Origin of the sequence: Sphingorhabdus sp. EL138 (assembly GCF_900258045.1) — a bacterium.
Taxonomy (GTDB): Bacteria; Pseudomonadota; Alphaproteobacteria; order Sphingomonadales; family Sphingomonadaceae; genus Parasphingorhabdus.
The window spans coordinates 392720-414772 of record NZ_OGVD01000004.1 but is presented as its reverse complement, the minus strand read 5'-3'; the positions used below and the strand labels follow the sequence as shown (position 1 = coordinate 414772).

Below are 22053 nucleotides of genomic sequence, written 5' to 3'. Positions count from 1 at the left end.
TGGCCCTTTCAATCCTATGCAGGCTGACCCAACAAGTTATAGGGATCAATTCCCTGCGCTTCATAAGCGGCATGGGCTTGCTTGTAATAGACCGGTTCACTGATATTCAAAAAGGCCCGTGCTTCGTCGAGCGGCATGGCCAGTATCTTTTCAATATCATAATAAGCCAGCCTCTTGGCCGCCTTACCAAGTTTTTGCCCCTCGCGAACGGCTTTCAGGACGGGAGCATCGGACGGTGCCTGCTTCTTCATTTCCAGTGCACCGGCATAAGCAATGAATAGAATTCCAAGATTGGGATTCTGACCATATGTGAAGGCCAGCACGCATTGTTCGCCCAAAGCATCGCGGCCATAGCCGGTCAGGACATGCAGCAAATCATGCGTATCGCGCATCCGGTCGCCAAACCATTCGGTAACATCGTTGCGCTTTTCATAGTTCGCGCCGTAGCGGTCAAACTCAGCCACCAGTCCGGCAGCGGTCAGGCCTTCTTTTTCCATAAAACGAACATAGGCCTGCCCCAGACTGTCGGCAGGAAGCTCCCGCAGCTTGTCATGGTTATCTAGCATGGTTGGCAAATCGACATTGCGCTCCATCAATTCCTGCGCATGCGGACTTTTCAAAAAGCGCTTGGCATTACGAACAAAGGCTTTGCCCGCCAGCGCTTCAATAATGTGGAATACTTCCGCCGTATCTTCCTTGTCCGCAATCAGGTTACGGAAATGACGAAACGCCTTGACCGGACGGATGCCCGGCGTGGAATGCTCAAGATTGAGAAGAGGCATATCCGCTGGAGAGATGGCTTGGGAAGAAGTCGTCATAAAAAGAATCGCTTTATTGTCTATTGTTATAAGCTTGATAACGACTACTGACATTAATGTCAATAATGATATTTTCTTTCCTACCATGCAGCTGATGGCTATGACAGCGCAGACCAATCCGGCTCGCGCTTGCCCGGCAAAATCGAGTGTGATTTGTGTGAACTTTGAAATTTGACATTCGCCAAGGAATCAGCGATGAAACCCCATGATACCCTGCCCTATACCGAGCTACCGGACTATTCCGACGAGGAACGCGTCACACGATCCAGAGCTTTTTATGACAGCCTGAAATTGCGGCGCACTTGCCGCTATTTCAGTGATGAAGCCATTCCGCGTGCTGTGATCGAGAATGCATTACTGGCTGCTGGCACTGCGCCAAATGGCGCCAATCATCAGCCATGGCATTTTGCTGTCATAGAGTCTGCGGCCAAGAAAAAGGCGCTGCGCGAAGCCGCCGAACAGGAAGAGCGAGAATTTTACGAAAACAAAGCCAGCGACGAGTGGCTGGAAGCACTTGGACCGCTCGGCACCGATGCGGACAAACCGTTTCTCGAGATAGCGCCCTATCTTATTGTCATATTCGGTCAGCGTAAGGGCGGCATGATGCCCGGCGAGATGAAGCAAAACTACTATGTCAACGAAAGCGTCGGTATTGCCGCCGGCATGCTGATCACCGCGCTACATGATGCTGGTCTCGCTACCCTCACCCACACGCCCAATCCAATGAAGTTTCTAAACGAGCTTTGCGAGCGGCCTGCCAATGAGAAACCAATGATGGTACTGGTGGTCGGCAAGCCTGCCTCAGATGCCACTATCCCCGTTCATGCGACATATAAAAAACCGCTGGATCAAATTGCCAGCTGGCTTTGAAAATATCTATTCCATTCTGGTTGATCCAGCGAAAGAGATAAAATGAACGCCCCGGAAACCACACGCTATTTAACCCTGGACGCTTTGCGCGGCTTTGCTGTCATGGGTATATTGCTGATGAACATTATCGCCTTTTCCATGCCGGAAATGGCTTATATGAGCCCCTCCGTTTACGGTGGTACGGACACACCAGATGTCATCGCCTGGTTGCTGTCTTTCCTCTTCATCGATGGTAAGATGCGGGGGCTGTTCACCATTCTGTTTGGTGCGAGCATGATGCTGGTCATCGAGCGCGCTCAAGCCAAAGGAGAAAATCCGGCGAAGGTCCACTATTCGCGCATGCTCTGGTTGGCATTATTTGGCTTAGCGCATTATTTTCTGATCTGGTGGGGCGATATCCTGTTTCTCTATGCCATAATCGGTTGCGTCGCATTCCTGATGGCTCATTGGGACAGCAAACGGCTCATCCGTATTGGATTGCTCATCTATTGCGTAGGGTTTGTAGTCTTTCTGCTGTTCACGGGCAGCCTGATCTACCTCCAAGCTCTTGCAATAGAGGCTGGGCCCGGTTCCGCCATGGACATGGAATATCAGGAGGCAATGAAAGACATCGCGACCAGCGCATCTGCACTGACCAAAGATATCGCCATTCATCAGGGTAGTTACACAACTATATTTGCGGACAAACTCGCCGAACACTGGTGGGGTCCAATCGGTATGGTGTTGATGAGTTTTCCAGAAACTCTGCCGTTCATGATGATCGGCATGGCGCTTTACAAAAAACGCTTCATGACCGGTGAATGGGAAACAGCGCGCTATAAGAAATTCGGCATCGGTTTCACGTTCATGGGCCTCTTGCTGCTGGTTCCATTGGCGGCCTTGATGATATTAAATCAATTCGATCCGCTGATCGACTTTAACAGCAGTATGGCCTGGTCGATGCCATCGCGCCTGATGATGACAATTGGTTATGCGGCCTTATTCATTTTGCTGATCAAGGCACTCTCCAACAGTCCCTTGCTGCACCGGATCGCAGCCGCCGGACGCATGGCTTTTTCCAACTATATCGGCACCAGTATATTGATGACCTTTATCTTTTACGGCTGGGGCCTGGGTCTTTATGGTCAGATAGATCGTGCCGAACTCTACCTGTTCGTGCCCAGCGCGTGGATTATCATGCTGCTCTGGTCCAAACCATGGCTGATGCGCTTTCGCTATGGTCCATTGGAATGGCTATGGAGATCGCTGTCACGGTTGGAGACTCAACCATTGAAAATCAACAGATCTTAAACAAGTGCGTTTTTGCTATTGCGATCTATTCTCATTAGCCTTATACGAGTCGTGTAAGGAGCCCATATGGTTGTTTGTGTCTGCAATGCGATAAAGGAAAAAGACCTGCGAGCTGCGGTGCGCAACGGGTCTGAGAAGCCGAGCGAAGTCTATGCCGAACTCGGACGGAAACCAAAATGCGGCCAATGCCTGTCGTTTGCGCGAACCATTATCGAAAACGAAGTTGCGACCGCTTAGCATTCTCTTTATCAAATCATTGAAATAATTGGCTTTTCTTGGGAACAAGCCCTTCCCTACAGGGCTGCGCTCGTGTATAGCGCTAACTAACAGATTTACCCACCGAAAAGGAATACGCCATGAAGGGTGACGCAAAGGTCATTGATTATTTGAATGAAGCGCTGAAAAACGAACTGACGGCGATCAACCAATATTTCTTACATAGCAAGATGCTCGACAATTGGGGCGTCAGTAAATTGGCCAAGTTTGAATATGAAGAATCCATCGACGAGATGAAACATGCCGACAAGCTGGCTGAACGGATCTTGTTCCTCGATGGCCTGCCCAACTTCCAGCTACTGGGTCGATTGAAAATCGGCGAATCTGTGGAAGAAATCCTGAAAGCCGATTTGGCGCTGGAGCACGAAGCACTGCCACCTCTAAAAGATGGCATAGAATATTGCGAAAAAGTGCGCGACTATGTGACGCGCGATTTGTTTGCTGAAATTCTTGAGAGCGAGGAAGAGCATGTCGACACGCTGGAGAAGCAGTTTGACATGATCGAGCGCATGGGCATCGAAAACTATGTCCAGTTGCAGTCAGAACCGGCGGAGTAAATCATTCAGCCCTAGCCGAGATGGTTGGTAAGACCGGTTGAACGGCGTCCAGCCTCCGCAGGCTGGCGCTGTACTACCGGACTCGTTTCATGCTCCAATATTGGCATTGTTTCCTCAAACAGGGGGCGCAAGCCAACAACCTGCTCTATTATTTCGTCCGGTGTCTGTTGATGCTCAACACATTTCCGCGCGGTCATTTCGATGAGTTCGGCTAAAGCGGCCAACCGGATCGCGCCAAATTGCAGCGACTCTCCTTTTAGCTTGTGCGCCGGCATGACGACCTGGGCTGCGTCCTTGGCACGTAGAGCAGCTTCGATCTTGACGATCGATTGCGCTCCATCTTCGCGGAAATAGCCTAATATGCGTACAAAATCAGGCCCAAGCGAAGATCGCGTTTCGCTATAGACCGCCCAGTCAATCAGTTCGCTATCAAGCTGCGTCAAAGATCATATCCCTAAGAGAAACAATAGAAACATATTTCTAGGGGATAGTTTAGAACCCAAACTGTAAAGACTTGGTTATCAGCATGGAAAAAAAATTAACCATAGCGCGGAATTGATAGAATGAACCAAGCTATCAATCTTTATCATGATATGGGTTTTTGGGAGATCTTATGATCAGCCGCACCGGCACACCGCCAAAACCCAGCTCGCGGCGGATACCGTTGATGAGATATCTGCGATAGCTTTCTGGCAAGTCATCCACACGCGTTCCGAAAATCACAAATGAAGGTGGTCTTGTCTTGGCCTGCGTAATGTAACGTAGCTTGATCCGCTTTCCACCCGGTGCCGGTGGCGGATTATCCTCTATCGCATCTTCAAACCAGCGGTTGAGTTTTCCCGTCGCAACCCGCTGCGACCAAATCCGCCGGATATTGAATGCCGCTTTCATCAGCTGGTCGATTCCTTTGCCGGTAAAAGCAGAAACAGCAATGAGCGGCACGTCTCGTACCTGTGCCAGACCATCATCGAGAGCCGCACGAATGCCGTTGAAGAGCTTGCTCGGCCCCTCCGCGACATCCCATTTGTTGATCGCAATGACCAGACAGCGTCCTTCTTGAATAGCCTGGTCAGCAATACGCAAATCCTGCGCCTCAAGTCCTTTTGTGGCATCAAGCAGAAGCACGACGACTTCAGCGAAATCTATCGCCCGCTTGGCATCGGCGACCGACAGTTTTTCCAGCTTGTCATTGACCTTGGCACGCTTGCGCATGCCAGCCGTGTCAATCAACCGGACCCGCCGATCCGGTTCAATGCCATCAAGCTTTTCATCCTCGGTCAGCGCATCATCATGCCAGACCCATTCGACAGCGATACTATCACGGGTTATCCCCGCTTCAGGGCCAGTAATCAACCGGTCCTCGTCGAGCATCTTGTTGATCAATGTCGATTTACCCGCATTGGGTCGCCCCACGATGGCCAATTTAAGGGGAGCCGCTTCATCAACCGGTTCGTCCTGTGCTGCGGCCTCAAAGGCCTCAACATAAGGACGCACTGCCTGAAACAGATCAGCAATGCCGTCACCATGTTCTGCGCTCAGCGCAATCGGATCGCCAAAGCCCAGAGAATAACTTTCCAAAATTCCCGATTCTGCAGCCTTGCCTTCGGCTTTGTTGACCAACAATACGACTGGCGTTTTGGAACCCCGCAACCAGCGGGCAATTTCTTCGTCAAGCGGTGTCAGACCCGCTCGACCATCGATAACGAACAAGGCCAGTTCCGCCCCGGAAACCGCCATTTCCGTCTGATGTCGCATCCGTCCGGGAAGGCTCTTTGCATCTTCATCTTCATAACCGGCAGTGTCGATAATGTTGAACTCTAGCCCCAGCAGATTGGCTACGCCCTCACGTCGGTCACGTGTCACGCCAGGGCGATCATCGACAAGCGCCAGCTTCTTGCCAACGAGCCTGTTGAAAAGCGTAGACTTGCCAACATTGGGCCGCCCGATAATTGCAATATTGGGCAGCATGGAGCCGTTCCCGTTCCTTATCTGATATCCTTAGCGAAACGCCGAAATGCGGCCGCTATTGTCTAATATGTAGAGCATTCCGTCCGCTACGATTGGAGGCAGGGATACGCCTTGCTTCAGATCAAACAAGGTCGTGCTGCTGCCTTCTTCCAATGAGACAGAAACCAGATCGCCTTCGGTGCTTGCGACAATCAGGCGATTGCCAGCCAATACCGGGCCGGTCCAGTTGATCGGATTTTTCTTCTTTTCTTCGTTGCGGTAGGCCGCCAATTGACTGATCCACCGCACTTTTCCGGTCGGTCGGGCGATGCACAAAAGCTTCGCATCATCGGTCAGCACAAATACCCATTCTCCGGAAACCACAGGAGTTGCGATGCCAGCGATGTTCAGCTCCCAGATACGCTGTCCCGTGACCAGTTCGTAAGCCGCCATCCGGCCGCCCTGCCCCAATGCGAAAACACGTCCGCGATCAATGACGGGATCAGCATCAATGTCCGACAGGGTAGCAACAGATGTTGAAATGCTGGTCCGCGCCAACGCATCATTCCACAGATTACGTCCATTTTCATAGCGATAGGCCGTTAACTCACCGGATGAATAGCCGGCAATGACCGTGCCCTGCGCCGCTGCGGGTGCAGCAACACCAAAGATACCGGCCAGACCAACAGTCCCAGCCTCATTCCATTGCACCGCACCATCAGCCTGACTCAGTGCATAAATCTGGTTATCTTGAGTCATGACATAGACATTACCATTGGAGATCGTCGGTGCTCCGCGCAACGGACCCGCTGGCCGGACTTTCCAGACCTGACTTCCATCTGCTGCATTCAATGCAACGACATCACCAACGCCATTGGTGGCATAGACCATCGTACCTGCGGCGCTAGCGCCGCCACCAAAGCGAGAGGGTTTGCCATCGCTTTGTACTTCGATCTGCGTCGACCAGACTTTTGCACCGGTTTTGGCATCAAATGCATGCACCATAGCCTGGGTATCAACAACGAAAAGACGCCCACCCGACACCACCGGGGCAGCAGCCAGACGCTCCCGCTTGTTGGTTCCGCTCACATCAGCGGTCCAAACACGCGTTGAGGCAGAACCCAACGCTATATGTCCCACCGACTTTCCAGCATTTCCGCCGGATTGAGCCCAGTCAGTATTTGCGCGAGGTGCCGGCACGATAACAGAGATACCGGCCAAGGCTGGATCTACTTCCGCTCCACTTTCGCCGGTCAGGATATTAGTCCGTTTGCCCAAAGTCGGCGTGTCTTTTTTCTTGTCGTCTCCACCACCCAAAACGGCGCAACCGGACAATAAGGAAACAGCTAACAGTCCAGCACAAAACTTCGAAATATGCTTGTTCTTAACCGAAATCATTACTCTGTCTCTCCCTCACTCGCTGCCGAATCTGCTATTTCGGCGGCGGGATTAATTTCACCATCGGTATCCAGTTCAACCGCATCTATCCCTTGTACTCCAGCCATCTGCAAAGCACGTGACCGGATCGTTGGTGGCACATTGTCATCCTTCGCAAGTTGCGCAAATAGCGGTCCCGCCAGATCTGTTTTTTCCAAATTCAAATAGGACAACGCAACCATTTCACCGGCACTGCCAAACCATGGATTGCCTGGCACCGCGAGCGGTTTCAGCCGGTCGATCACTGCCTGCGGTTCCAGCGTGTCAAATTCAGCTGTCGTCTGACGGATGAGCGCAAGATCACGAAATGGTTGTGGTAGCTCTGAATCAGCTACAATCGCCTGATACCCGGCAATGGCAGCTTTCGCGTCCTGTTTCTCCAGCGCAATATTCGCCTGCATCAATTTCGCCGCAGCTTTATATCCTTCCTGATTCGCTTCTTCCAGCGATTCTAACGCCGTTGCCGCACCATCTAGGTTATTACGCTTCACGCTATCGATAGCGGCAACATATTCCTCACTGCGAAGCCCGGATTCCTCTTCCAGACTGTTGTTATAGAATATCCATCCGGCAAGCGATGCCAGCCCAACGACGACAGCCACACCAATTCCGATGCCATAACGGCGCCCGAAATTTTTCAGATCGTCCTCTCGAACAGCATCATCCACCTCACGCATGAACACCTGTTCCTGACGGTCTGATTGTTCTTCCGGGGTATCTTTGTCGTCTTTGGCCAACCTGGCCTCCTTCAATCTCTATTCTTCAGCAGGAAGCATCTATGTACCTCCCAAAAATTCATCGCTAGTCCTTTAGCGATGGCTCATGAAAAGTCCAAATATATCGTCCATTTTCGAATGCTGAACAATTGGTTGTTAAAACACGGGTTTCATACTATTTTTTCGGTTGATAAAGTTGATCAGGGCCTGGAAAACTGCGGTTTCGAACTTCCTCTGCATAGCTTTCTGCAGCCCGTTCGATATTTTCCGAAATATTGTGGTAGCGTTTCACAAAACGCGCGGTGCGTTCGAACATCCCCAACATGTCTTCTGTCACCAGCACCTGACCATCACATTGGGCAGAAGCCCCTATGCCGATCACCGGTACATCAACGCTTTTGGTCACGGAAATGGCAATCGGCTCCAGCACGCCTTCAGCAACCATCGCAAAGGCACCGGCATCGGCCACCGCGGTGGCATCTGCGAGGATCTTTTCATGCTCTTCCTGAGTGCGGCCTCTTGCAGCATAACCCCCTAGTGCGTTTACGGCCTGTGGTGTCAGACCAATATGCGCCATAACTGGAATGCCGCGCTGCGACAGGAAAGAAATAGTGGAAGCCATCGATTGGCCGCCCTCCAGCTTCACCGCTGCGCATCCGGTTTCCGCCATGATCCTGCTAGCTGATTCAAACGCCTGTTCCGGTGATTTTTCATAAGAACCGAACGGCATATCGACGACAACGAGACTGTGATAGCTCCCTCGCACAACTGCAGCGCCATGATTACACATCATATCAAGGGTAACCGGTAAAGTGGACGGCAAACCGTAAATCACCTGGCCGAGCGAATCTCCCACAAGAAGCATGTCGCAGTGCGCATCGAGCAATTGGGCTGTACGGGCGGTATAGGCGGTCAACATGACCAAAGGCTCTTCCGTTTTGCCCTCAAACTTTCGGCGTTGAACGGCCGGAACCGTCAACCGTTTCAACGGTTTAGGAGTCGGATTGGCACGGCTGGTCGAAGTGTCGAGTGTGAATGTTGTAGACATGACAGAATACATAACTCCCACAATGCAATAAGGCCAGCGTTGCGTTTATTCGGAAAATGCGGCATCAAATAGGTCTCTCGCGACTCACCTTCACATTCCACCTCCAAACTATTGGAATTCCCTATGACATCGGCCCGAAAGCCGCAGTCCATATTGCTGTTCGTCGCGTTCATTGTGTTTATCGACATGATGGGAATCGGCTTGATACTTCCGGTCATGCCTTCGCTGATCACCGATCTGACCGGCGCCTCCATTGACCGTGCTGCAGAAATTGGCGGTTGGTTGCTCTTTGCTTACGCAATGATGCAATTCCTGTTTGCTCCAGTGATCGGCGGTTTGAGCGACCGTTTCGGCCGGCGACCTGTATTGCTGACAACATTATTCCTGCTGGGACTCGACTATGCGATCATGGCCTGGGCCCCTGATCTGGTCTGGCTATTCATCGGCCGGATCATTTCCGGTATCATGGGTGCGAGCTGGGCGGCAGCGAACAGCTGTGTGGCGGATGTTGCAAAGCCGACAGAACGCGGAAAATTTTTCGGAATATTGGGCGGCGCAGGCGCTTTTGGCTTTGTCATCGGGCCGGGGCTTGGCGGAATATTGGGTGAATATGGAGATCGCCTGCCGTTTATTGCTGCGTCGATATTAGCGCTTGTTGGCACGGCCGTTGGCATCATGATTCTCAAAGAAACGCTGCCTCCGGAAAAGCGCAGAAGCTTCTCTATTACGCGCGCCAATCCGTTGGGTAGCGTCATGCAAATGTCCAAAACGCCGTTGGTAATCGGTTTTTTATCCACGATATTCGTACTCCAACTGGCTGCCCAGGCCCAGATTGCCGTATGGGCTTACTGGCTGATCGAACGATTCGACTGGAGCAAATTGGAAATTGGGTTCAGCGTAGCGCTGTTCGGAATATTGTTGGCCCTTGTCCAAGGTGTTTTAACCGGTCCCGTGATATTGCGCTTCGGCGAGAGACGGACGGCCTTGATCAGCCTGATGTTCGGAATGCCCGCCTATCTCTGCTTCGCCTTCGCCCCGTCCAGCGGGTTCGTCTATCTTGGTATCGTTATTGGCGCCGCTAGCGGCTTCGCCTTTCCGGCCATGCAACAGATGATGAGCACGCGTATAGAGGAGGATGCACAGGGCGAATTACAGGGTGCGATAGCAAGCATGATCAGCCTGACGTCAATTTTCGGCCCAGTAATGATGACTGGCATATTTGGCGCTTATGCAGACAAACAGGGATATTACTTTCCTGGCGCTCCCTTCATCGTTGGGACCGTTTTAATGGCGGTGTCGGTAATCATCTATGCGGTCACTGTTCGGCGTCATTATTCCGCAAGCAGCTGATCGGCGGCCTGAGATGCCTCTCTCGGATTATCACTGAACAATCCATCAATGCCCGTCGCAAGAAAGGTATTTATTTCCGCCTTGATATCGCCGTTGGCGGATGCTGTATCGCCACCTTGAAGCTCGGTGGGCAGAAATATATTTTCGAGGCGGAACGTCCACGGATGCACCACAAGCCCTGCTTTGTGAGCGTCGGAAACAAGGCTCGTCGGATTTTCAAGACGCCCTGACATGTGGCGCGGAATCACGAGGTTTTTGGATGGCCCAATTCCATCGGCATATTCGGCTATTTCCGCCAGACCATTGCTCGTGACCATGTCTGTGTAACGAATACCCGGTAGATCAAAAGGGCCGCCCTGATCGGCGACCAACTGAACCAGACGAATCTTGGTCTTTGCGTTGAGCGCCCGCAAGTTGCCAACTTCGAAAGACTGAATGAATACGGGATCATCAGCATCGGTAAAACCATATTGCTTGAGCAATGCTAGCATCGGTTCCTCATGCGCCAATCCAATAGAACTGAAATATGATGGATGTTTGGTTTCAGGATAAACGCCAATCCGCTCGCCTGTTTTCGCCTCATGCGCTTTGAGCAGCTTTAGCACTTCTTCAAAAGTCGGAATTTCAAACTGACCATCATATTTCATGTTTTCAGGCCGCACGTCCGGCAACCGCTCTTTGGCGCGCAAGGTCTTCAGTTCTGCGAACGTAAAATCCTCTGTGAACCAGCCAGTATAGTCCCGTCCATCAATGGACTTCGTAGTTTTACGGTCAGCAAATTCTGGCTTGTCAGCCACGTTTGTCGTTCCGCTTATTTCATTCTCATGCCTGGCAACCAGCACACCATCTTTTGTCAGAACCAAATCGGGTTCGATAAAATCAGCGCCGTAATCAATCCCGCGTTGATAGGCCTCCAACGTATGTTCCACTACGTTACCGCTAGCGCCGCGATGCGCGATCACAATGGCTGGCTGACCGGATAATGTCGGTGCAGGTTTGACTGACATGTCACTATTCTCCGATTGCGGACTGCATGCACTCACGTTGACCAACAGCAAAAGCGGTAAAAAGATACGTCCAAACATCAAAGGGATACTTCCACGCCCTTCCAGAAAGCAATTCGGTCCTTGATCTCGTTCGCGGCCTCTTTTGGTTCCGGGTAATACCAGGCAGCGTCGGGATTCGTTTCAGCATCGACCACCAAAGAATGGTAAGAAGCTGTGCCTTTCCAAGGACAAAAACTGGTCGTGTCGCTGTCTGTCAGCATATCCGCCTTTACAGCGTCCCGCGGAAAATAATGGTTACCTTCAACCACCACGGTATCATCGCTTTCCGCGATTACTGCTCCGTTCCATTTTGCCGTAACCATCTTGCTCTCCATTGCTTCAAACCCAGGACTATAGTCACCAGAATAACCAGCGGCATCCATATCCATATAGCTTCCGATTGTAACACTTTCATGCCACGTGTGGAGATAAAATCCGATATGCCGATGGGTGACACTGCGATGGGCGTCATAGGCGCAAAATGACGGGTTTCATCCCACGGCCAGAACAAAGCCGCACCCAATCCTCCATTTGTCAGGGTATCTAACAACCCGTGTGACGCCATCGCGATAAACAGGAAAAAACCTGCCAGAAAATAGCGCTGTGGGCGGATTAGCACGACCGCCAATAGGGCCAAAGCGGCGGCGAAAGCCAGCGAATGGGTTGCTCCCCGATGCCCCCAGTTATCGGCATAATCGATCCCGAAACCAAAGCCTATGACATCCGCATCGGGCAGCATCGCAAAAACGATGCCCGTTGCGATTACCGGAGCTGATAGGCGACTGCGACCCAGCAACAACGCCCCGGCAATCGGAACGGCCGCATGGGTCATTATGGTTGGCATCGAATATGCTCTAGCTGTTACGCGCTGTCAGCCCTGCTGCCTCGTAATCTGCGGCTTTAAAACCGACAACTAGTTCGTCACCATGCTCCAGAACCGGGCGTTTAATCATGCTGGGGTTTTCCGCCATCAGCATTATCGCGCTGTTCTCGTCGATATTTTCCTTCATCATGTCAGGAAGCTTCTTGAAGGTGGTACCACGCTTGTTGAGCAGCGGCTCCCACCCCACCTGCATCACCCACAGTTCCAGCATATCCTTGGTAATACCAGATTTCTTGTAATCATGAAAAACGTAGTTGATACCGTTTTTCTCCATCCAGTTGCGTGCCTTTTTGATCGTATCGCAATTGGAAATCCCGTACATTTTTGTCTCGTTACTCATAATCATCACCCTATTTTGTCTGCGCAGCAAACCAGAGACAAATGTCGCTCACGGGACACCGGTCGCATTTCGGACTCCGGGATGTGCAGATTTTCTTGCCAAACTGAATAAGCCAGAAATGCCTATCTTGCAAAGCCCAATCGGGAGTGCGCTCTTCTAATTGTTGTGCCGTCTCGTCCGCCACCTTTGCGTCGGTCAATCCGATGCGATTGCAAACGTGGTTGGAAAGTAGAGAAAGACCAGAATGTTCACCTGGCGCTTTCTAACTGTTTAGGACCATTTTCCCGAAGATTATTTCTCCGGCTTTATATCGAAATGCAGCACGTCTTCCCGGGTTCCAAGACCCGTATAAAGGGTAATGGCGGGATCATCGCCGTGATCTGCCTGGACAAATACAACCCATGCGCCGCGTTCGACCGCAATTTCACGTAATGCATCAACCAAATGTGTTGCGATATGCCGCCGGCGATGACTTTCAAGCACCGCCAGATCATAGAGATAGATTTCGGACCGTTCCAGCTCTAGCTTTTCCATTTCATAGGCGGCAATCCCGCCTACCACCTCGCCTTCAACCAGCGCGACCAAGGCGATAAAATGATCACGGGCCAGCAGCTTTTCCAGATAATCCTTGCTGGAAGCCTTGGAATCATATGTTGCTTCATCTTCGAACGCCTGACCAAAAACGTAAAGTAGTTCACGCGCAAGCTCTGTATCTGCGGGAGACAATTGCTGGATGATGGCGGGGGACGGGTTATCCATCAATCAAGCCTCCGTCCGATCGTGACAACCGGCTGCACCTCATATCCCAGCGCTTTGTAAAACCCGATAGCCTGTTCATTGTCATCCCGCACCATCAACTGGATTTTTGGTGCATCACGTTGGTGTAACCACTGCTCGGCGGCGGTCATAATTGTTCGTCCAAGTCCCTTCCGTCTTCCATCCGGCAAAACACCGAGATAATAAACCCAGCCGCGATGGCCATCGTCACCGACCATGACTGTCGCCACCAGTTTTCCGTCCTCTTCGAGGCACAGGATATCAGATGTTGCGCCATCGATGGCGCGTTTGAAATCGGCATCAGCATCATTCCATGGGCGGGTCAGGCCGCAGGCCTCCCAAAGCGATAGCACCGCGTCACGATCATCCGCCCCGGCCCGGCGTGTTGGAGGATAAGTATTCAAGATGCCTGCTTTCCGGAAGCCTGTCCTGTCTGGCAATCGCCGCGCGCTGGACAGCTCGCACAATCGGGACTGGAAGGTCGACAATACGTCTGGCCCAGCTTTTTGACCAACAGATGATGCTCGTCAATATCCGCCGCCGACCAGTCAGGCGGAAGAACCGGCATCAGGATATCATAGCTGCGCGTCGTGTCAGCTTTGGGCGGCACCAGCCCGATGCGCTGGACCACTCGGCGGTGGTGTGTGTCTATGACCAGCGCTTTGCGCTTCAGCGTGCTGTTGCTCATCACACCCGCACTGATCTTGCGCGCAACGCCGGGTAAGGATTCCAGCCATATCATGGCTTCTGCGGTTGTCATATCCGTCAGATGAGACAGATTGGCGGCCCCGCATCGGTTAATGATTTCCCACAGGCAATCCTTTAGCCGACTTGCCGAAAGGTCAGGAAAAGTCTGATTTGCGAGATAGTCCTTCAGCGTTTCCAGCGGTAGCCCCGCAACCGCCTCCCAACTGCCGAAATCAGCCAATAAACGATCGGTCGAGGCGTTGGATATTGCGGTTTTCGATCGCGCGCCGATCACGCCCTGCACCAGCGTCCAAACCGGATCGCGGCGTTTGTCCGCCGGTCTCACAATTCGTCCGAACTGGGCAATGAGTCGCCGCTGAACACAGCGTAACGTGTCGGTTCGGGTGTCGGTTCCAAGAGACAGTTGCATCACCGGAACATGCGTTGCCAGTTTGTGAGAGGCAAGGTTCATTCTCCCGGCCGTCTAAGCTGAGGCTGTGTCCACATAGGTTACGAAACTCATTTTATTCCCATCAGGATCACGCGCATAGCCCCCGTAAAATTCTGGACCATAGATGGGACGCGGGCCCGGCGCACCTTCATCACTGCCGCCATATGCGAGCGCCGCCCTATGCGCCCTGTCCACTGTGTCAGCGCTATCAGCATAGAGACCCGCCGTATGGCCATTGCCGCAAGCGGGTGGCTCCCCATTTTGGGGTTTCGAAACCCAGATTCGGAAACCGCTGGGCATTTTATAACAAAATGTCATGCCAGGATAATCCGCTTCCAGAGTTGCACCAAGAACCGGCATCACGGCATCATAATATGCATGCGATCGTTCAAGATCGCTGCTGCCCAGCGTTATATATTCATTGGTCATCCGATCATCCTCCTCCGCCACAAAAAAGTTGTATGTGACGGCTTTGCTATATCATACTGATCCGGAGCTTCCACAGATCAAATTTCGACGACGATCTTGCCGAAATGTGCGCCCGATTCCTGGTGGCGGAACGCATCGGCCAGGTCCGCCAGTGGAAAATGCTTGTCGAGCACTGGCTTGATTCCATTGGCCTCAATCGCGGCAATCATATCGATCTGCTGCGCGCGGCTGCCGACCGTCAGGCCCTGCACGCGAAGGTTTTTGGCCATGAGCAAGCCGGTCTGAACCGGTCCCGCAAAACCGGTCAGCACACCGATCAGCGCGATATGCCCGCCAATACGGGTCGCCATCATCGACTGGTCGAGCGTCCCCGGTCCGCCAATTTCGACCACGCAATCCACACCTGCACCGCCGGTGAGTTCAAGGACTTTCGGTCCCCAGGCTTCGATTTGCTTGTAATTGATCAGATGATCCGCTCCCAAGTCTTTGAGCCGCGCCAGTTTTTCGTTGGATGAAGAAGTCGCGATCACCGTCGCGCCCGCTGCCTTGGCAAATTGCAGTGCAAAGATGGACACGCCGCCCGTGCCCTGCACAAGCACTGTGTCGCCGGGCTTCACACAACCATCGACGAATAACGCGCGCCAGGCGGTCAGGCCCGCACAGGTCAGCGTTGCCGCTTCGGCTGCGCTATAGCCCTTGGGCGCGTGGGTCCATGATGTCGCTGCACCAACCGCCTGCTCCACCGCATAGCCGTCAATCCCGTCGCCGGGCACACGCTGAAACCCGCCTTCCGGTGGCGGGCCATCAATCCAGTCGGGGAAGAAGGTGGAAACCACTGCATCGCCGACCTTAAACTCGGTAACGCCCTCACCCACTGCCGTCACTTCGCCCGCACCGTCCGACATGGGTATGCGCTTATCTGCTGTCGGGAGCATGCCCTTGACCACCGCATAATCATGATAGTTCAGCGATGATGCGCGCAACCGAACCGCAATTTCACCCGGACCGGGAGCAGCGGGGTCGGGGAGATCAACCAGTTGGAGATTGTCGAGCGAGGCTGGGGATTGGAGTTGGATGGCTTTCATGGGGTTCTCTCCTTGCGTTAGTTTAGTTCTTCGTCAGCCTGAACCTTTTGGTCCTCAAGAACCACAGCTCACTAAATCGCCCTATCACTCCCACTCAATCGTCCCCGGCGGTTTCGAGGTATAATCATAAACCACCCGGTTTATCCCCTTCACCTCGTTGACAATCCGCGTCGCCACACGGGTCAGGAAACTGGCGTCAAAGGGATAGACATCGGCGGTCATGCCATCGGTGCTGGTCACAGCGCGCAAGCCGCAGACATTATCATAGGTCCGGCCGTCCCCCATTACTCCGACGGTCTTGACCGGGAGCAACACGACGAAAGCCTGCCAGATCGCATCATATAGTCCTGCATTTCTTATCTCTTCCAGATAGATAGCGTCGGCTTTGCGCAAGATATCGCAACGTTCCTTGGTCACTTCGCCGGGAATGCGGATGGCAAGGCCGGGACCCGGGAACGGATGGCGACCGACGAAAATCTCGGGCAGACCTAGCTCTCGGCCCAATGCTCGGACTTCGTCCTTGAACAATTCGCGCAAGGGTTCAACGAGCTGCATGTTCATACGCTCGGGAAGCCCGCCAACATTGTGGTGCGACTTGATCGTTACGCTTGGCCCGCCAGTAAAGCTGACACTCTCGATCACATCGGGATAGAGCGTCCCTTGGGCGAGGAAATCCGCACCGCCGACTTTTTTCGCCTCAATCTCAAACACATCGATAAAGGTCTTGCCAATAAACTTGCGCTTCTTTTCCGGATCGGTTTCGCCTTTCAGGCCATTTAGGAACAGTGTCTCGACATCGAGATGCACCAGCGGAATATTGTAATGGCCCTTGAACAGGCTCACCACCTGATCCGCCTCGCCCTGACGCATCAACCCGTGATCGACAAATACACAGGTGAGCTGCTCGCCAATCGCCTCATGGATCAGCACAGCCGCGACCGCGCTGTCAACGCCGCCCGACAGGCCGCAGATTACCTTGCCATCGCCGACTTGCTCACGAATTTCCTTGATCTTGGCCGCCTTGAATTCCGCCATCGACCAGTCGCCGGCACAGCCGCAGACATGGCGGACGAAATTGGCGATCAGCTTGCCGCCATCTGGTGTGTGGACGACTTCCGGATGGAACTGCATGCCATAAAAGCGCTTTTCATCATCCGCGATAATCGCAAAGGGCGCGCCTTCCGTGGTTGCGACGATCCGGAAACCGGGAGCAAACTCGGTGACCTTGTCGCCGTGGCTCATCCACACCTGGTGTTTTTCGCCAACCTTCCAGAGACCGTCAAACAGAACGCAGCTTTCTGAAATCTCGATAAAGGCACGGCCGAATTCGCCGCTCTCCCCGCCTTCAACCTGACCGCCCAGTTGCGTCGTCATCACTTGCTGACCATAGCAAATACCGAGGACCGGAATACCGGCCTCCAGAAAAGCCTGCGGGATGCGTGGACTGTCTTCTTCGGTCACACTGGCCGGGCTGCCCGAAAGGATGATCCCCTTGGGCTTCATTCGCGCAAATGCTTCTTCGGCACTGTTAAACGGAGCAATTTCCGAGTAAACTCCGGCCTCGCGGACCCGGCGTGCGATAAGCTGCGTGACCTGAGAGCCGAAATCGACGATCAGGATGGTTTCTTCATGGGCAATAGACATGAAGAGCGCTTAATCTGGCACGGAGAAAGAGTCTATAGATTGTGGCGCGGATTATGAACTTTGTGCTCGAATTCAAAGCCGCGCGAGCAGCTTATCGATCTGTGCTTGCTGATCGGCACTCGCGAACGCCTTGAGACTCTTTATCACCCGCTTTGCTTCTGCCGTCTGTCCATTGGCAGCCAGCGCATTGGCCAGATGCCAGCGAATTTCCAGATTGCCCGGCGCACGGGAAGAGGCCTGCCGCAGCAGTTTCAACGCTTCAGCCTTATCCTGACCCGATTGCAATAGCGTCCAGCCCAACGTGTCGAGCACATTGGGATCATCAGGCGTCAGCGCGAAAGCGGCGCGAGCAAAACTCACAGCCTCCGCCTCATTTCCCAACTCTAACTGCACCAACGCGCTGTTGTTCATGACAATCGCATTGCCGTCGAGACCGGAAGCCCGCAGATCGGCGTAGATAGATTCGGCCTTGCTCCATTGCTTGTTGGCTATGGCCTGTCCCGCGTCGGTCATTTTCAGCGCGATATCATTGCGCCCCTCTGGTACTTGCGCCCGGCTTTCAAAACCGGCGGCCAACGGGTCGTTTTGCAGTTTCCCAAGTCTGGCCGCCAAAGCCAGCAATTGCGGGGTGGCGTTGGCGCGCTGCGCTGCCGGTTTTACCAGTTGATAGGCTTCGATTTCATTTCCCACGGCTGCGAGCGCCGATCCCAGCACCGTGGTGCCCTGTACATGGCCTGGCATGTCGACTAAGAATTTGCGCAACCGCTCAATTGCCTGCTCATGATTGCCCTGCAAATAGGCGATTTCTCCGCGAAGCAGAGCAGCACTGGGTACATCATCCAACGCCTCACCTGCACCCTGAGCCAGATCATGAGCCCGGTCGATATCGCCATCATTAAAGGCAATTCTGGCCATCAGGAAAAGCGCCATCGGATGGCCGGGGGCCAGCTCCAGAATGCGTTTCAAATTTGCCTTCGCATCCTTTGCATTACCCAAATCCGCGTCGACGGCAGCAACCGAAAAAAGCGGCGTTATGCTGTCGGGATAGAGTTCAAGCGCCTTGCCAAAAGTGTCCTTGGCGGCCGGTAAATCCTGACGCATCAGCGCCAGTTGGCCGGACAGCAACAAGGCATCAAGGTTTTCCGGATCATGTTTGAGCGCAAGGGCAGCGGTACGGCGAGCTGCGCTAATATTGCGTCTATCCACTTCATAATTTCCGCGAAGCGCCAGAAGCCCGGGATCGTTGGGCGCGGCGGCAAGGCCATCTGACAAAGCGGCCACAGCTTCCTCTTCTCGGTCCAGCGCAAGCAGCGCCTGTGCCTTCACCCAATAAGCCAGGTTGGCATTTTCAGGGTCCGGGTTCTCAGTCAGAGCCAGAGCACGTTTCGGCATGTTGCGCAGCAGCAGCGCATGAGCCATCAGGCTTTGTACTTCCGCGTCATATTCCGCATTTCCAGCCAGCTTCTTCAAAGCCGCTTCCGCACCAACACCATCGCCAAGGCGCAGCAGTGTTTTACCGTAGAGCAAGTTGGCCGCCGGGTTGACGGTATTGTCCTTCAGCGCAGACATCAGATAGATGCGAGCCTCGCGAAAGTCATTTTCAGCAAAAGCCGCTTCTGCATCTGCCATCGGATCATTGCCGTCAGACGAACAGGCGCTAAGCACCAGCGAAAGGGCCAGCAAAGAGGTCGTTACGGTGGATTTTGATGCAAGTTTCATGACCTTTGAATAACCCCAAAAGCCTTTAAAAAGGGCTAATCCGCATGATGCCATAGCGGCCAATTGCAGACAAAAAGAAACCAGCCGATAATGAGCTCGCCCGGTTCCAGTATTCTGATTGAACTTAATGCTTATGCAGCAAGCTTTTTGCGGCGACGGCGTGTGCCCGCCCAAAGTCCGCCCACGGCGAGGCCCAGTAAGCCCAGAGCACCCGGCTCGGGTACTTCCGACGCAATCTTGTCCAGGTTGAAATTAATATCCCAGTGCCGAACGGCATGACCGTGCGGGTTCAGGATATTCAGCCAGGCCGAACCGCCAAAATTCTTGTTCTTGTCATTTGCACCATGACCAAATTGCAGTGTGGTGTTGCCGGCAAATGGATCGTTCGGGTTCACGGTATAAACCGCACCGTCAATGCTGATCGTACCAGAACCGTTGGTGAAGAAATCAATATCCGGCGTATCGGTGACAGGATTAAAATTGCCGCCGCCATTCTTATAATCGAAATTGGTACCGTCGATGGTTTCCAGGAAATTGCTAAAGTTCAGGTCCAGCGTTGCGACCTGCCCTGAACCGTTAATGGCTGTACCGGTCAGTGTCGCCGTCTGCGCATCGGTATCATAGCTGAATGTCGTACCATCCTGAAAAGAATAGCGACGATTACAGCCCCGGCCGGTATTGCCGGTGTAAAGACCATGCTTACAGGACCCGCCAGTATAGTTGGTCGCTGCATAGTCGATAACCCCTGCCGAAGCCGGCGTTGCGTAAGCAGCTGCGAGACCGATGGCGGTCAGTGTTGCTATGGAAATCTTGCGCATGATGTTGTTTGCCCCGTTTTCTATCTTTTCATTAAGCGGATCTCGTCTGTTCAAATGTTAACGTTGAACTGATTGGGACCCGGATGATGAAAAGATAAGCAGAACATATGCCATTTTTGAAAAAGACTTATATTACAGATAGCTGGTTGGTTAAATTCTTGTTAACCATGTCATAAATGTAATCATTATCGACAATAAAGCCTTTAGAAATGTGGTTAACCGGCCGCGGCAAGTTCCTGTTGGGCCCGATCCCGCAATTCCGTTTTCAGAATCTTGCCAATATGGCTGCGCGGCAGCTCTTCAATCAGGTGCAGTTCCGACAGGCGCTGGGTCTTGCCAAGTTCGGAATTGGTTGCCGCCTTTAATGCTTCGAGATCCAGCGATGCCCCGGGTTCCCCCACCACGAATCCGACCGGTGTTTCTCCCCATTGCCTGGAGGCAACGCCAACGACGGCAGCATCAGCGACATCCGGTTGCGCCATCAACGCTTCTTCCAGATCACGGGGATAAATGTTGAAGCCCCCTGATATAATCATGTCCTTGGATCGGCCCATCAGCGTGATGAAGCCGTCCTCATCGACTTTGCCGATATCGCCCATCCGCTGCCAGCGGTCGCCATTTTCATCATACCAGCTGGCCTCCTCGGTTTTTTCCGGCTGGTTCTGATAGCCGCTCATCATGGTCTGCGAGCGTCCAACCAGTTCGCCCATCTCGCCAGCAGGCAAGCGATTGAGGTCTTCGTCAACCGTAATCACCTCGCTGCCGCCCCAGGCGATACCGACCGTGTGCAGCTTGTCAGGATGCGCATGCGCTAACAGGATGCAGACAACACCCCCCTCGGTCATGGAATAAATCTCGATAAGACCGCCGGGCATACGCTCCAAGACCTCGGCCTTCAGTTCCGCCGAGAAGGGCGCACTGGTGCAATATTTATGAGTGAAGTGGCTAAGATCATAGTCGTCAAAATCATCAAAATCCATTAACCGCTGATATTGCACCGGGACCAACATGGTATGGGTCGCACGGTTTTCCTGCGCCAGCTCCAGCCAGCGCTGGCAGTCAAACTTGCGCATGAGAATCGATGTCCCGCCATAGGCAACGGTCGCGACAAAAATACCAAGTGTCGTGTTTGAATAGAGTGGCGTGGAGAACAGCGAGACCTGGCCGGGTTGGCCGTAGCCGGAGTTTTCACCCACCGCCATCTGATACCAGCGCATCTGGCGACTATGGACAATGCCCTTGGGTGTGCCGGTGGTGCCGCTTGAATAGATGATGTTGAAGGGGTCTTTGGGACCAACGCCCGGATCGGTAGGCTTTGTGCCTTCTGCCGCCATCCAGTCGTGCATCGATGGCGCGCCTTCTTCTGCGGCATCCATCATGATATGCTTTAGCGGAGGCAAGTCGATGCCGCTTTCGAAAAGCTCGGCGCGTTTGGCGCTATCGACAAATAAATGCATTGCGCCGCTGTCTGCCATCATGTTGGCGAGCTGCTTAGGTGTGGCGGAAGTTGTCAAAGGGGCCGCGCAACCGCCAGCAACAATGGCGCCAAGATAGGCGATGGCGTAGCGGATGGTTGTCGTGCCCAGAATCGAGACCGCTTGCCCTTTTTCCAACCCGTCTGCCTGAAGCTGGGCCGCCGCCCTGTTGACCAAAGCCGCAGTTTCCCGCCAGTTCAACCGTTCCTCGCCATCGTCTAGGGCGATACGGCCCGGCTGGTTTACAGCATGGGCATGGATGAGATCGGATAAGTGGCCAAAAGGTTGGTCGAGATAGGCGATAGGATCAATTTTTGTCATGATCCGATGTTTCCTGCATCGCGCGCGAAAATGCAATCCGCCATTTCGCCAACCATCCGGAACATTACC

At 53.2% G+C, this 22053-nt stretch carries 26 protein-coding genes; 6 read left to right on the top strand and 20 right to left on the bottom strand.

Features of this window, described 5'->3' with window-relative positions; all coding sequences use genetic code 11:
- Positions 1-14: 14 nt before the first annotated feature.
- Positions 15-782 carry a Coq4 family protein gene (locus DK507_RS11870; RefSeq protein WP_109356588.1) on the bottom strand — a complete coding sequence of 256 codons (768 nt, stop codon included), beginning with the start codon at positions 780-782 and terminating at the stop codon, positions 15-17.
- A gap of 13 nt (positions 783-795) precedes the next feature.
- On the opposite strand from DK507_RS11870, the gene DK507_RS17975 reads away from it, so the two are divergent.
- From DK507_RS17975 to bfr, 5 genes are all read left to right on the top strand, one after another.
- Positions 796-993: a hypothetical protein gene (locus DK507_RS17975; RefSeq protein WP_109356587.1), complete on the top strand. Its 198-nt coding sequence runs from the start codon at positions 796-798 to the stop codon at positions 991-993.
- A 20-nt stretch (positions 994-1013) separates the two neighbouring features.
- Positions 1014-1688, top strand: a complete 675-nt coding sequence (locus DK507_RS11860) for a nitroreductase family protein (protein ID WP_109356586.1) — start codon at positions 1014-1016, stop codon at positions 1686-1688.
- A 42-nt stretch (positions 1689-1730) separates the two neighbouring features.
- Positions 1731-2978 (top strand): DUF418 domain-containing protein, encoded by a 1248-nt coding sequence (locus DK507_RS11855; protein WP_109356585.1) that lies wholly within the window; start codon positions 1731-1733, stop codon positions 2976-2978.
- Between the two features lie 66 nt (positions 2979-3044).
- Entirely contained in the window at positions 3045-3215 is a 171-nt protein-coding gene (locus DK507_RS11850) for a bacterioferritin-associated ferredoxin (protein ID WP_108810468.1), read from the top strand.
- Between the two features lie 119 nt (positions 3216-3334).
- Positions 3335-3811, top strand: coding sequence for a bacterioferritin (bfr, locus tag DK507_RS11845; RefSeq protein WP_109356584.1), 477 nt, complete (start codon positions 3335-3337; stop codon positions 3809-3811).
- Between the two features lie 11 nt (positions 3812-3822).
- Here bfr and DK507_RS11840 read toward each other — a convergent pair whose 3' ends face one another.
- The 5 genes from DK507_RS11840 to panB all read right to left on the bottom strand — a co-directional run bounded on the left by DK507_RS11840 (position 3823) and on the right by panB (position 8959).
- Positions 3823-4254 (bottom strand): Hpt domain-containing protein, encoded by a 432-nt coding sequence (locus DK507_RS11840; protein WP_109356583.1) that lies wholly within the window; start codon positions 4252-4254, stop codon positions 3823-3825.
- Positions 4255-4387: 133 nt separating this feature from the next.
- Positions 4388-5779, bottom strand: a complete 1392-nt coding sequence (gene der, locus DK507_RS11835; RefSeq protein ID WP_109356582.1) for a ribosome biogenesis GTPase Der — start codon at positions 5777-5779, stop codon at positions 4388-4390.
- 30 nt (positions 5780-5809) lie between these two features.
- Entirely contained in the window at positions 5810-7156 is a 1347-nt protein-coding gene (locus tag DK507_RS11830) for a PQQ-binding-like beta-propeller repeat protein (RefSeq protein ID WP_109356581.1), read from the bottom strand.
- Entirely contained in the window at positions 7156-7932 is a 777-nt protein-coding gene (locus tag DK507_RS11825) for a tetratricopeptide repeat protein (RefSeq protein WP_254054361.1), read from the bottom strand. The genes DK507_RS11830 and DK507_RS11825 overlap by 1 nt, the downstream gene beginning before the upstream one ends.
- A 154-nt stretch (positions 7933-8086) precedes the next feature.
- Positions 8087-8959 carry a 3-methyl-2-oxobutanoate hydroxymethyltransferase gene (panB, locus tag DK507_RS11820; protein ID WP_109357650.1) on the bottom strand — a complete coding sequence of 291 codons (873 nt, stop codon included), beginning with the start codon at positions 8957-8959 and terminating at the stop codon, positions 8087-8089.
- 123 nt (positions 8960-9082) lie between these two features.
- On the opposite strand from panB, the gene DK507_RS11815 reads away from it, so the two are divergent.
- Positions 9083-10309, top strand: a complete 1227-nt coding sequence (locus tag DK507_RS11815; protein ID WP_109356580.1) for a TCR/Tet family MFS transporter — start codon at positions 9083-9085, stop codon at positions 10307-10309.
- Here the strand turns inward: DK507_RS11815 and DK507_RS11810 are convergent.
- The 14 genes from DK507_RS11810 to DK507_RS11745 all read right to left on the bottom strand — a co-directional run bounded on the left by DK507_RS11810 (position 10291) and on the right by DK507_RS11745 (position 21984).
- Positions 10291-11316 carry a glycerophosphodiester phosphodiesterase gene (locus DK507_RS11810; protein ID WP_109357649.1) on the bottom strand — a complete coding sequence of 342 codons (1026 nt, stop codon included), beginning with the start codon at positions 11314-11316 and terminating at the stop codon, positions 10291-10293. The two genes, DK507_RS11815 and DK507_RS11810, sit on opposite strands and share 19 nt — an antisense overlap.
- A gap of 77 nt (positions 11317-11393) precedes the next feature.
- Positions 11394-11678: a DUF427 domain-containing protein gene (locus DK507_RS11805; protein ID WP_109356579.1), complete on the bottom strand. Its 285-nt coding sequence runs from the start codon at positions 11676-11678 to the stop codon at positions 11394-11396.
- Entirely contained in the window at positions 11648-12199 is a 552-nt protein-coding gene (locus DK507_RS11800) for a metal-dependent hydrolase (protein ID WP_109356578.1), read from the bottom strand. The genes DK507_RS11805 and DK507_RS11800 overlap by 31 nt, the downstream gene beginning before the upstream one ends.
- A 10-nt stretch (positions 12200-12209) precedes the next feature.
- Positions 12210-12578 carry an ArsC family reductase gene (locus DK507_RS11795; protein ID WP_254054360.1) on the bottom strand — a complete coding sequence of 123 codons (369 nt, stop codon included), beginning with the start codon at positions 12576-12578 and terminating at the stop codon, positions 12210-12212.
- 10 nt (positions 12579-12588) lie between these two features.
- Positions 12589-12762 carry a hypothetical protein gene (locus tag DK507_RS11790; protein ID WP_254054440.1) on the bottom strand — a complete coding sequence of 58 codons (174 nt, stop codon included), beginning with the start codon at positions 12760-12762 and terminating at the stop codon, positions 12589-12591.
- 107 nt (positions 12763-12869) lie between these two features.
- Positions 12870-13337 (bottom strand): AAC(3)-I family aminoglycoside N-acetyltransferase, encoded by a 468-nt coding sequence (locus DK507_RS11785; protein ID WP_109356576.1) that lies wholly within the window; start codon positions 13335-13337, stop codon positions 12870-12872.
- Positions 13337-13759, bottom strand: a complete 423-nt coding sequence (locus DK507_RS11780; protein WP_109356575.1) for a GNAT family acetyltransferase — start codon at positions 13757-13759, stop codon at positions 13337-13339. Before DK507_RS11780 ends, DK507_RS11785 begins: the two co-directional genes overlap by 1 nt.
- Positions 13756-14514: an endonuclease III gene (gene nth / locus DK507_RS11775; protein ID WP_254054359.1), complete on the bottom strand. Its 759-nt coding sequence runs from the start codon at positions 14512-14514 to the stop codon at positions 13756-13758. The genes DK507_RS11780 and nth overlap by 4 nt, the downstream gene beginning before the upstream one ends.
- A gap of 12 nt (positions 14515-14526) precedes the next feature.
- Complete coding sequence (locus tag DK507_RS11770) at positions 14527-14922, bottom strand: VOC family protein (protein WP_109356574.1); 396 nt, start codon at positions 14920-14922, stop codon at positions 14527-14529.
- A gap of 77 nt (positions 14923-14999) precedes the next feature.
- Positions 15000-16007, bottom strand: a complete 1008-nt coding sequence (locus DK507_RS11765) for an NAD(P)-dependent alcohol dehydrogenase (RefSeq protein ID WP_109356573.1) — start codon at positions 16005-16007, stop codon at positions 15000-15002.
- Positions 16008-16091: 84 nt separating this feature from the next.
- Positions 16092-17651: a glutamine-hydrolyzing GMP synthase gene (gene guaA, locus DK507_RS11760; protein WP_109356572.1), complete on the bottom strand. Its 1560-nt coding sequence runs from the start codon at positions 17649-17651 to the stop codon at positions 16092-16094.
- A gap of 72 nt (positions 17652-17723) precedes the next feature.
- A complete protein-coding gene (locus tag DK507_RS11755) occupies positions 17724-19370 on the bottom strand; it encodes a tetratricopeptide repeat protein (protein ID WP_162559028.1) in 1647 nt (548 codons plus the stop codon).
- A 131-nt stretch (positions 19371-19501) separates the two neighbouring features.
- Entirely contained in the window at positions 19502-20188 is a 687-nt protein-coding gene (locus tag DK507_RS11750; RefSeq protein WP_109356570.1) for a PEP-CTERM sorting domain-containing protein, read from the bottom strand.
- Positions 20189-20403: 215 nt separating this feature from the next.
- The gene (locus tag DK507_RS11745) at positions 20404-21984 is read right to left on the bottom strand and encodes a class I adenylate-forming enzyme family protein (protein WP_109356569.1); all 1581 of its coding nucleotides are present in this window, start codon (positions 21982-21984) and stop codon (positions 20404-20406) included.
- Positions 21985-22053 lie beyond the last annotated feature (69 nt).

Coding starts and splice junctions, on each gene's coding strand:
- DK507_RS11765 (WP_109356573.1), bottom strand. CDS start 16,007: ATGAAAGCCATCCAACTCCAATCCCCAGCCTCGCTCGACAATCTCCAA.
- DK507_RS11830 (WP_109356581.1), bottom strand. CDS start 7,156: ATGATTTCGGTTAAGAACAAGCATATTTCGAAGTTTTGTGCTGGACTG.
- der (WP_109356582.1), bottom strand. CDS start 5,779: ATGCTGCCCAATATTGCAATTATCGGGCGGCCCAATGTTGGCAAGTCT.
- DK507_RS11750 (WP_109356570.1), bottom strand. CDS start 20,188: ATGCGCAAGATTTCCATAGCAACACTGACCGCCATCGGTCTCGCAGCT.
- nth (WP_254054359.1), bottom strand. CDS start 14,514: ATGAACCTTGCCTCTCACAAACTGGCAACGCATGTTCCGGTGATGCAA.
- DK507_RS11745 (WP_109356569.1), bottom strand. CDS start 21,984: ATGACAAAAATTGATCCTATCGCCTATCTCGACCAACCTTTTGGCCAC.
- DK507_RS11815 (WP_109356580.1), top strand. CDS start 9,083: ATGACATCGGCCCGAAAGCCGCAGTCCATATTGCTGTTCGTCGCGTTC.
- DK507_RS11785 (WP_109356576.1), bottom strand. CDS start 13,337: ATGGATAACCCGTCCCCCGCCATCATCCAGCAATTGTCTCCCGCAGAT.
- DK507_RS11770 (WP_109356574.1), bottom strand. CDS start 14,922: ATGACCAATGAATATATAACGCTGGGCAGCAGCGATCTTGAACGATCG.
- bfr (WP_109356584.1), top strand. CDS start 3,335: ATGAAGGGTGACGCAAAGGTCATTGATTATTTGAATGAAGCGCTGAAA.
- DK507_RS11850 (WP_108810468.1), top strand. CDS start 3,045: ATGGTTGTTTGTGTCTGCAATGCGATAAAGGAAAAAGACCTGCGAGCT.
- DK507_RS11755 (WP_162559028.1), bottom strand. CDS start 19,370: ATGAAACTTGCATCAAAATCCACCGTAACGACCTCTTTGCTGGCCCTT.
- DK507_RS11800 (WP_109356578.1), bottom strand. CDS start 12,199: ATGCCAACCATAATGACCCATGCGGCCGTTCCGATTGCCGGGGCGTTG.
- DK507_RS17975 (WP_109356587.1), top strand. CDS start 796: ATGGCTTGGGAAGAAGTCGTCATAAAAAGAATCGCTTTATTGTCTATT.
- DK507_RS11870 (WP_109356588.1), bottom strand. CDS start 782: ATGCCTCTTCTCAATCTTGAGCATTCCACGCCGGGCATCCGTCCGGTC.
- DK507_RS11860 (WP_109356586.1), top strand. CDS start 1,014: ATGAAACCCCATGATACCCTGCCCTATACCGAGCTACCGGACTATTCC.
- panB (WP_109357650.1), bottom strand. CDS start 8,959: ATGTCTACAACATTCACACTCGACACTTCGACCAGCCGTGCCAATCCG.
- DK507_RS11795 (WP_254054360.1), bottom strand. CDS start 12,578: ATGAGTAACGAGACAAAAATGTACGGGATTTCCAATTGCGATACGATC.
- DK507_RS11855 (WP_109356585.1), top strand. CDS start 1,731: ATGAACGCCCCGGAAACCACACGCTATTTAACCCTGGACGCTTTGCGC.
- DK507_RS11810 (WP_109357649.1), bottom strand. CDS start 11,316: ATGTCAGTCAAACCTGCACCGACATTATCCGGTCAGCCAGCCATTGTG.
- DK507_RS11805 (WP_109356579.1), bottom strand. CDS start 11,678: ATGGTTACGGCAAAATGGAACGGAGCAGTAATCGCGGAAAGCGATGAT.
- guaA (WP_109356572.1), bottom strand. CDS start 17,651: ATGTCTATTGCCCATGAAGAAACCATCCTGATCGTCGATTTCGGCTCT.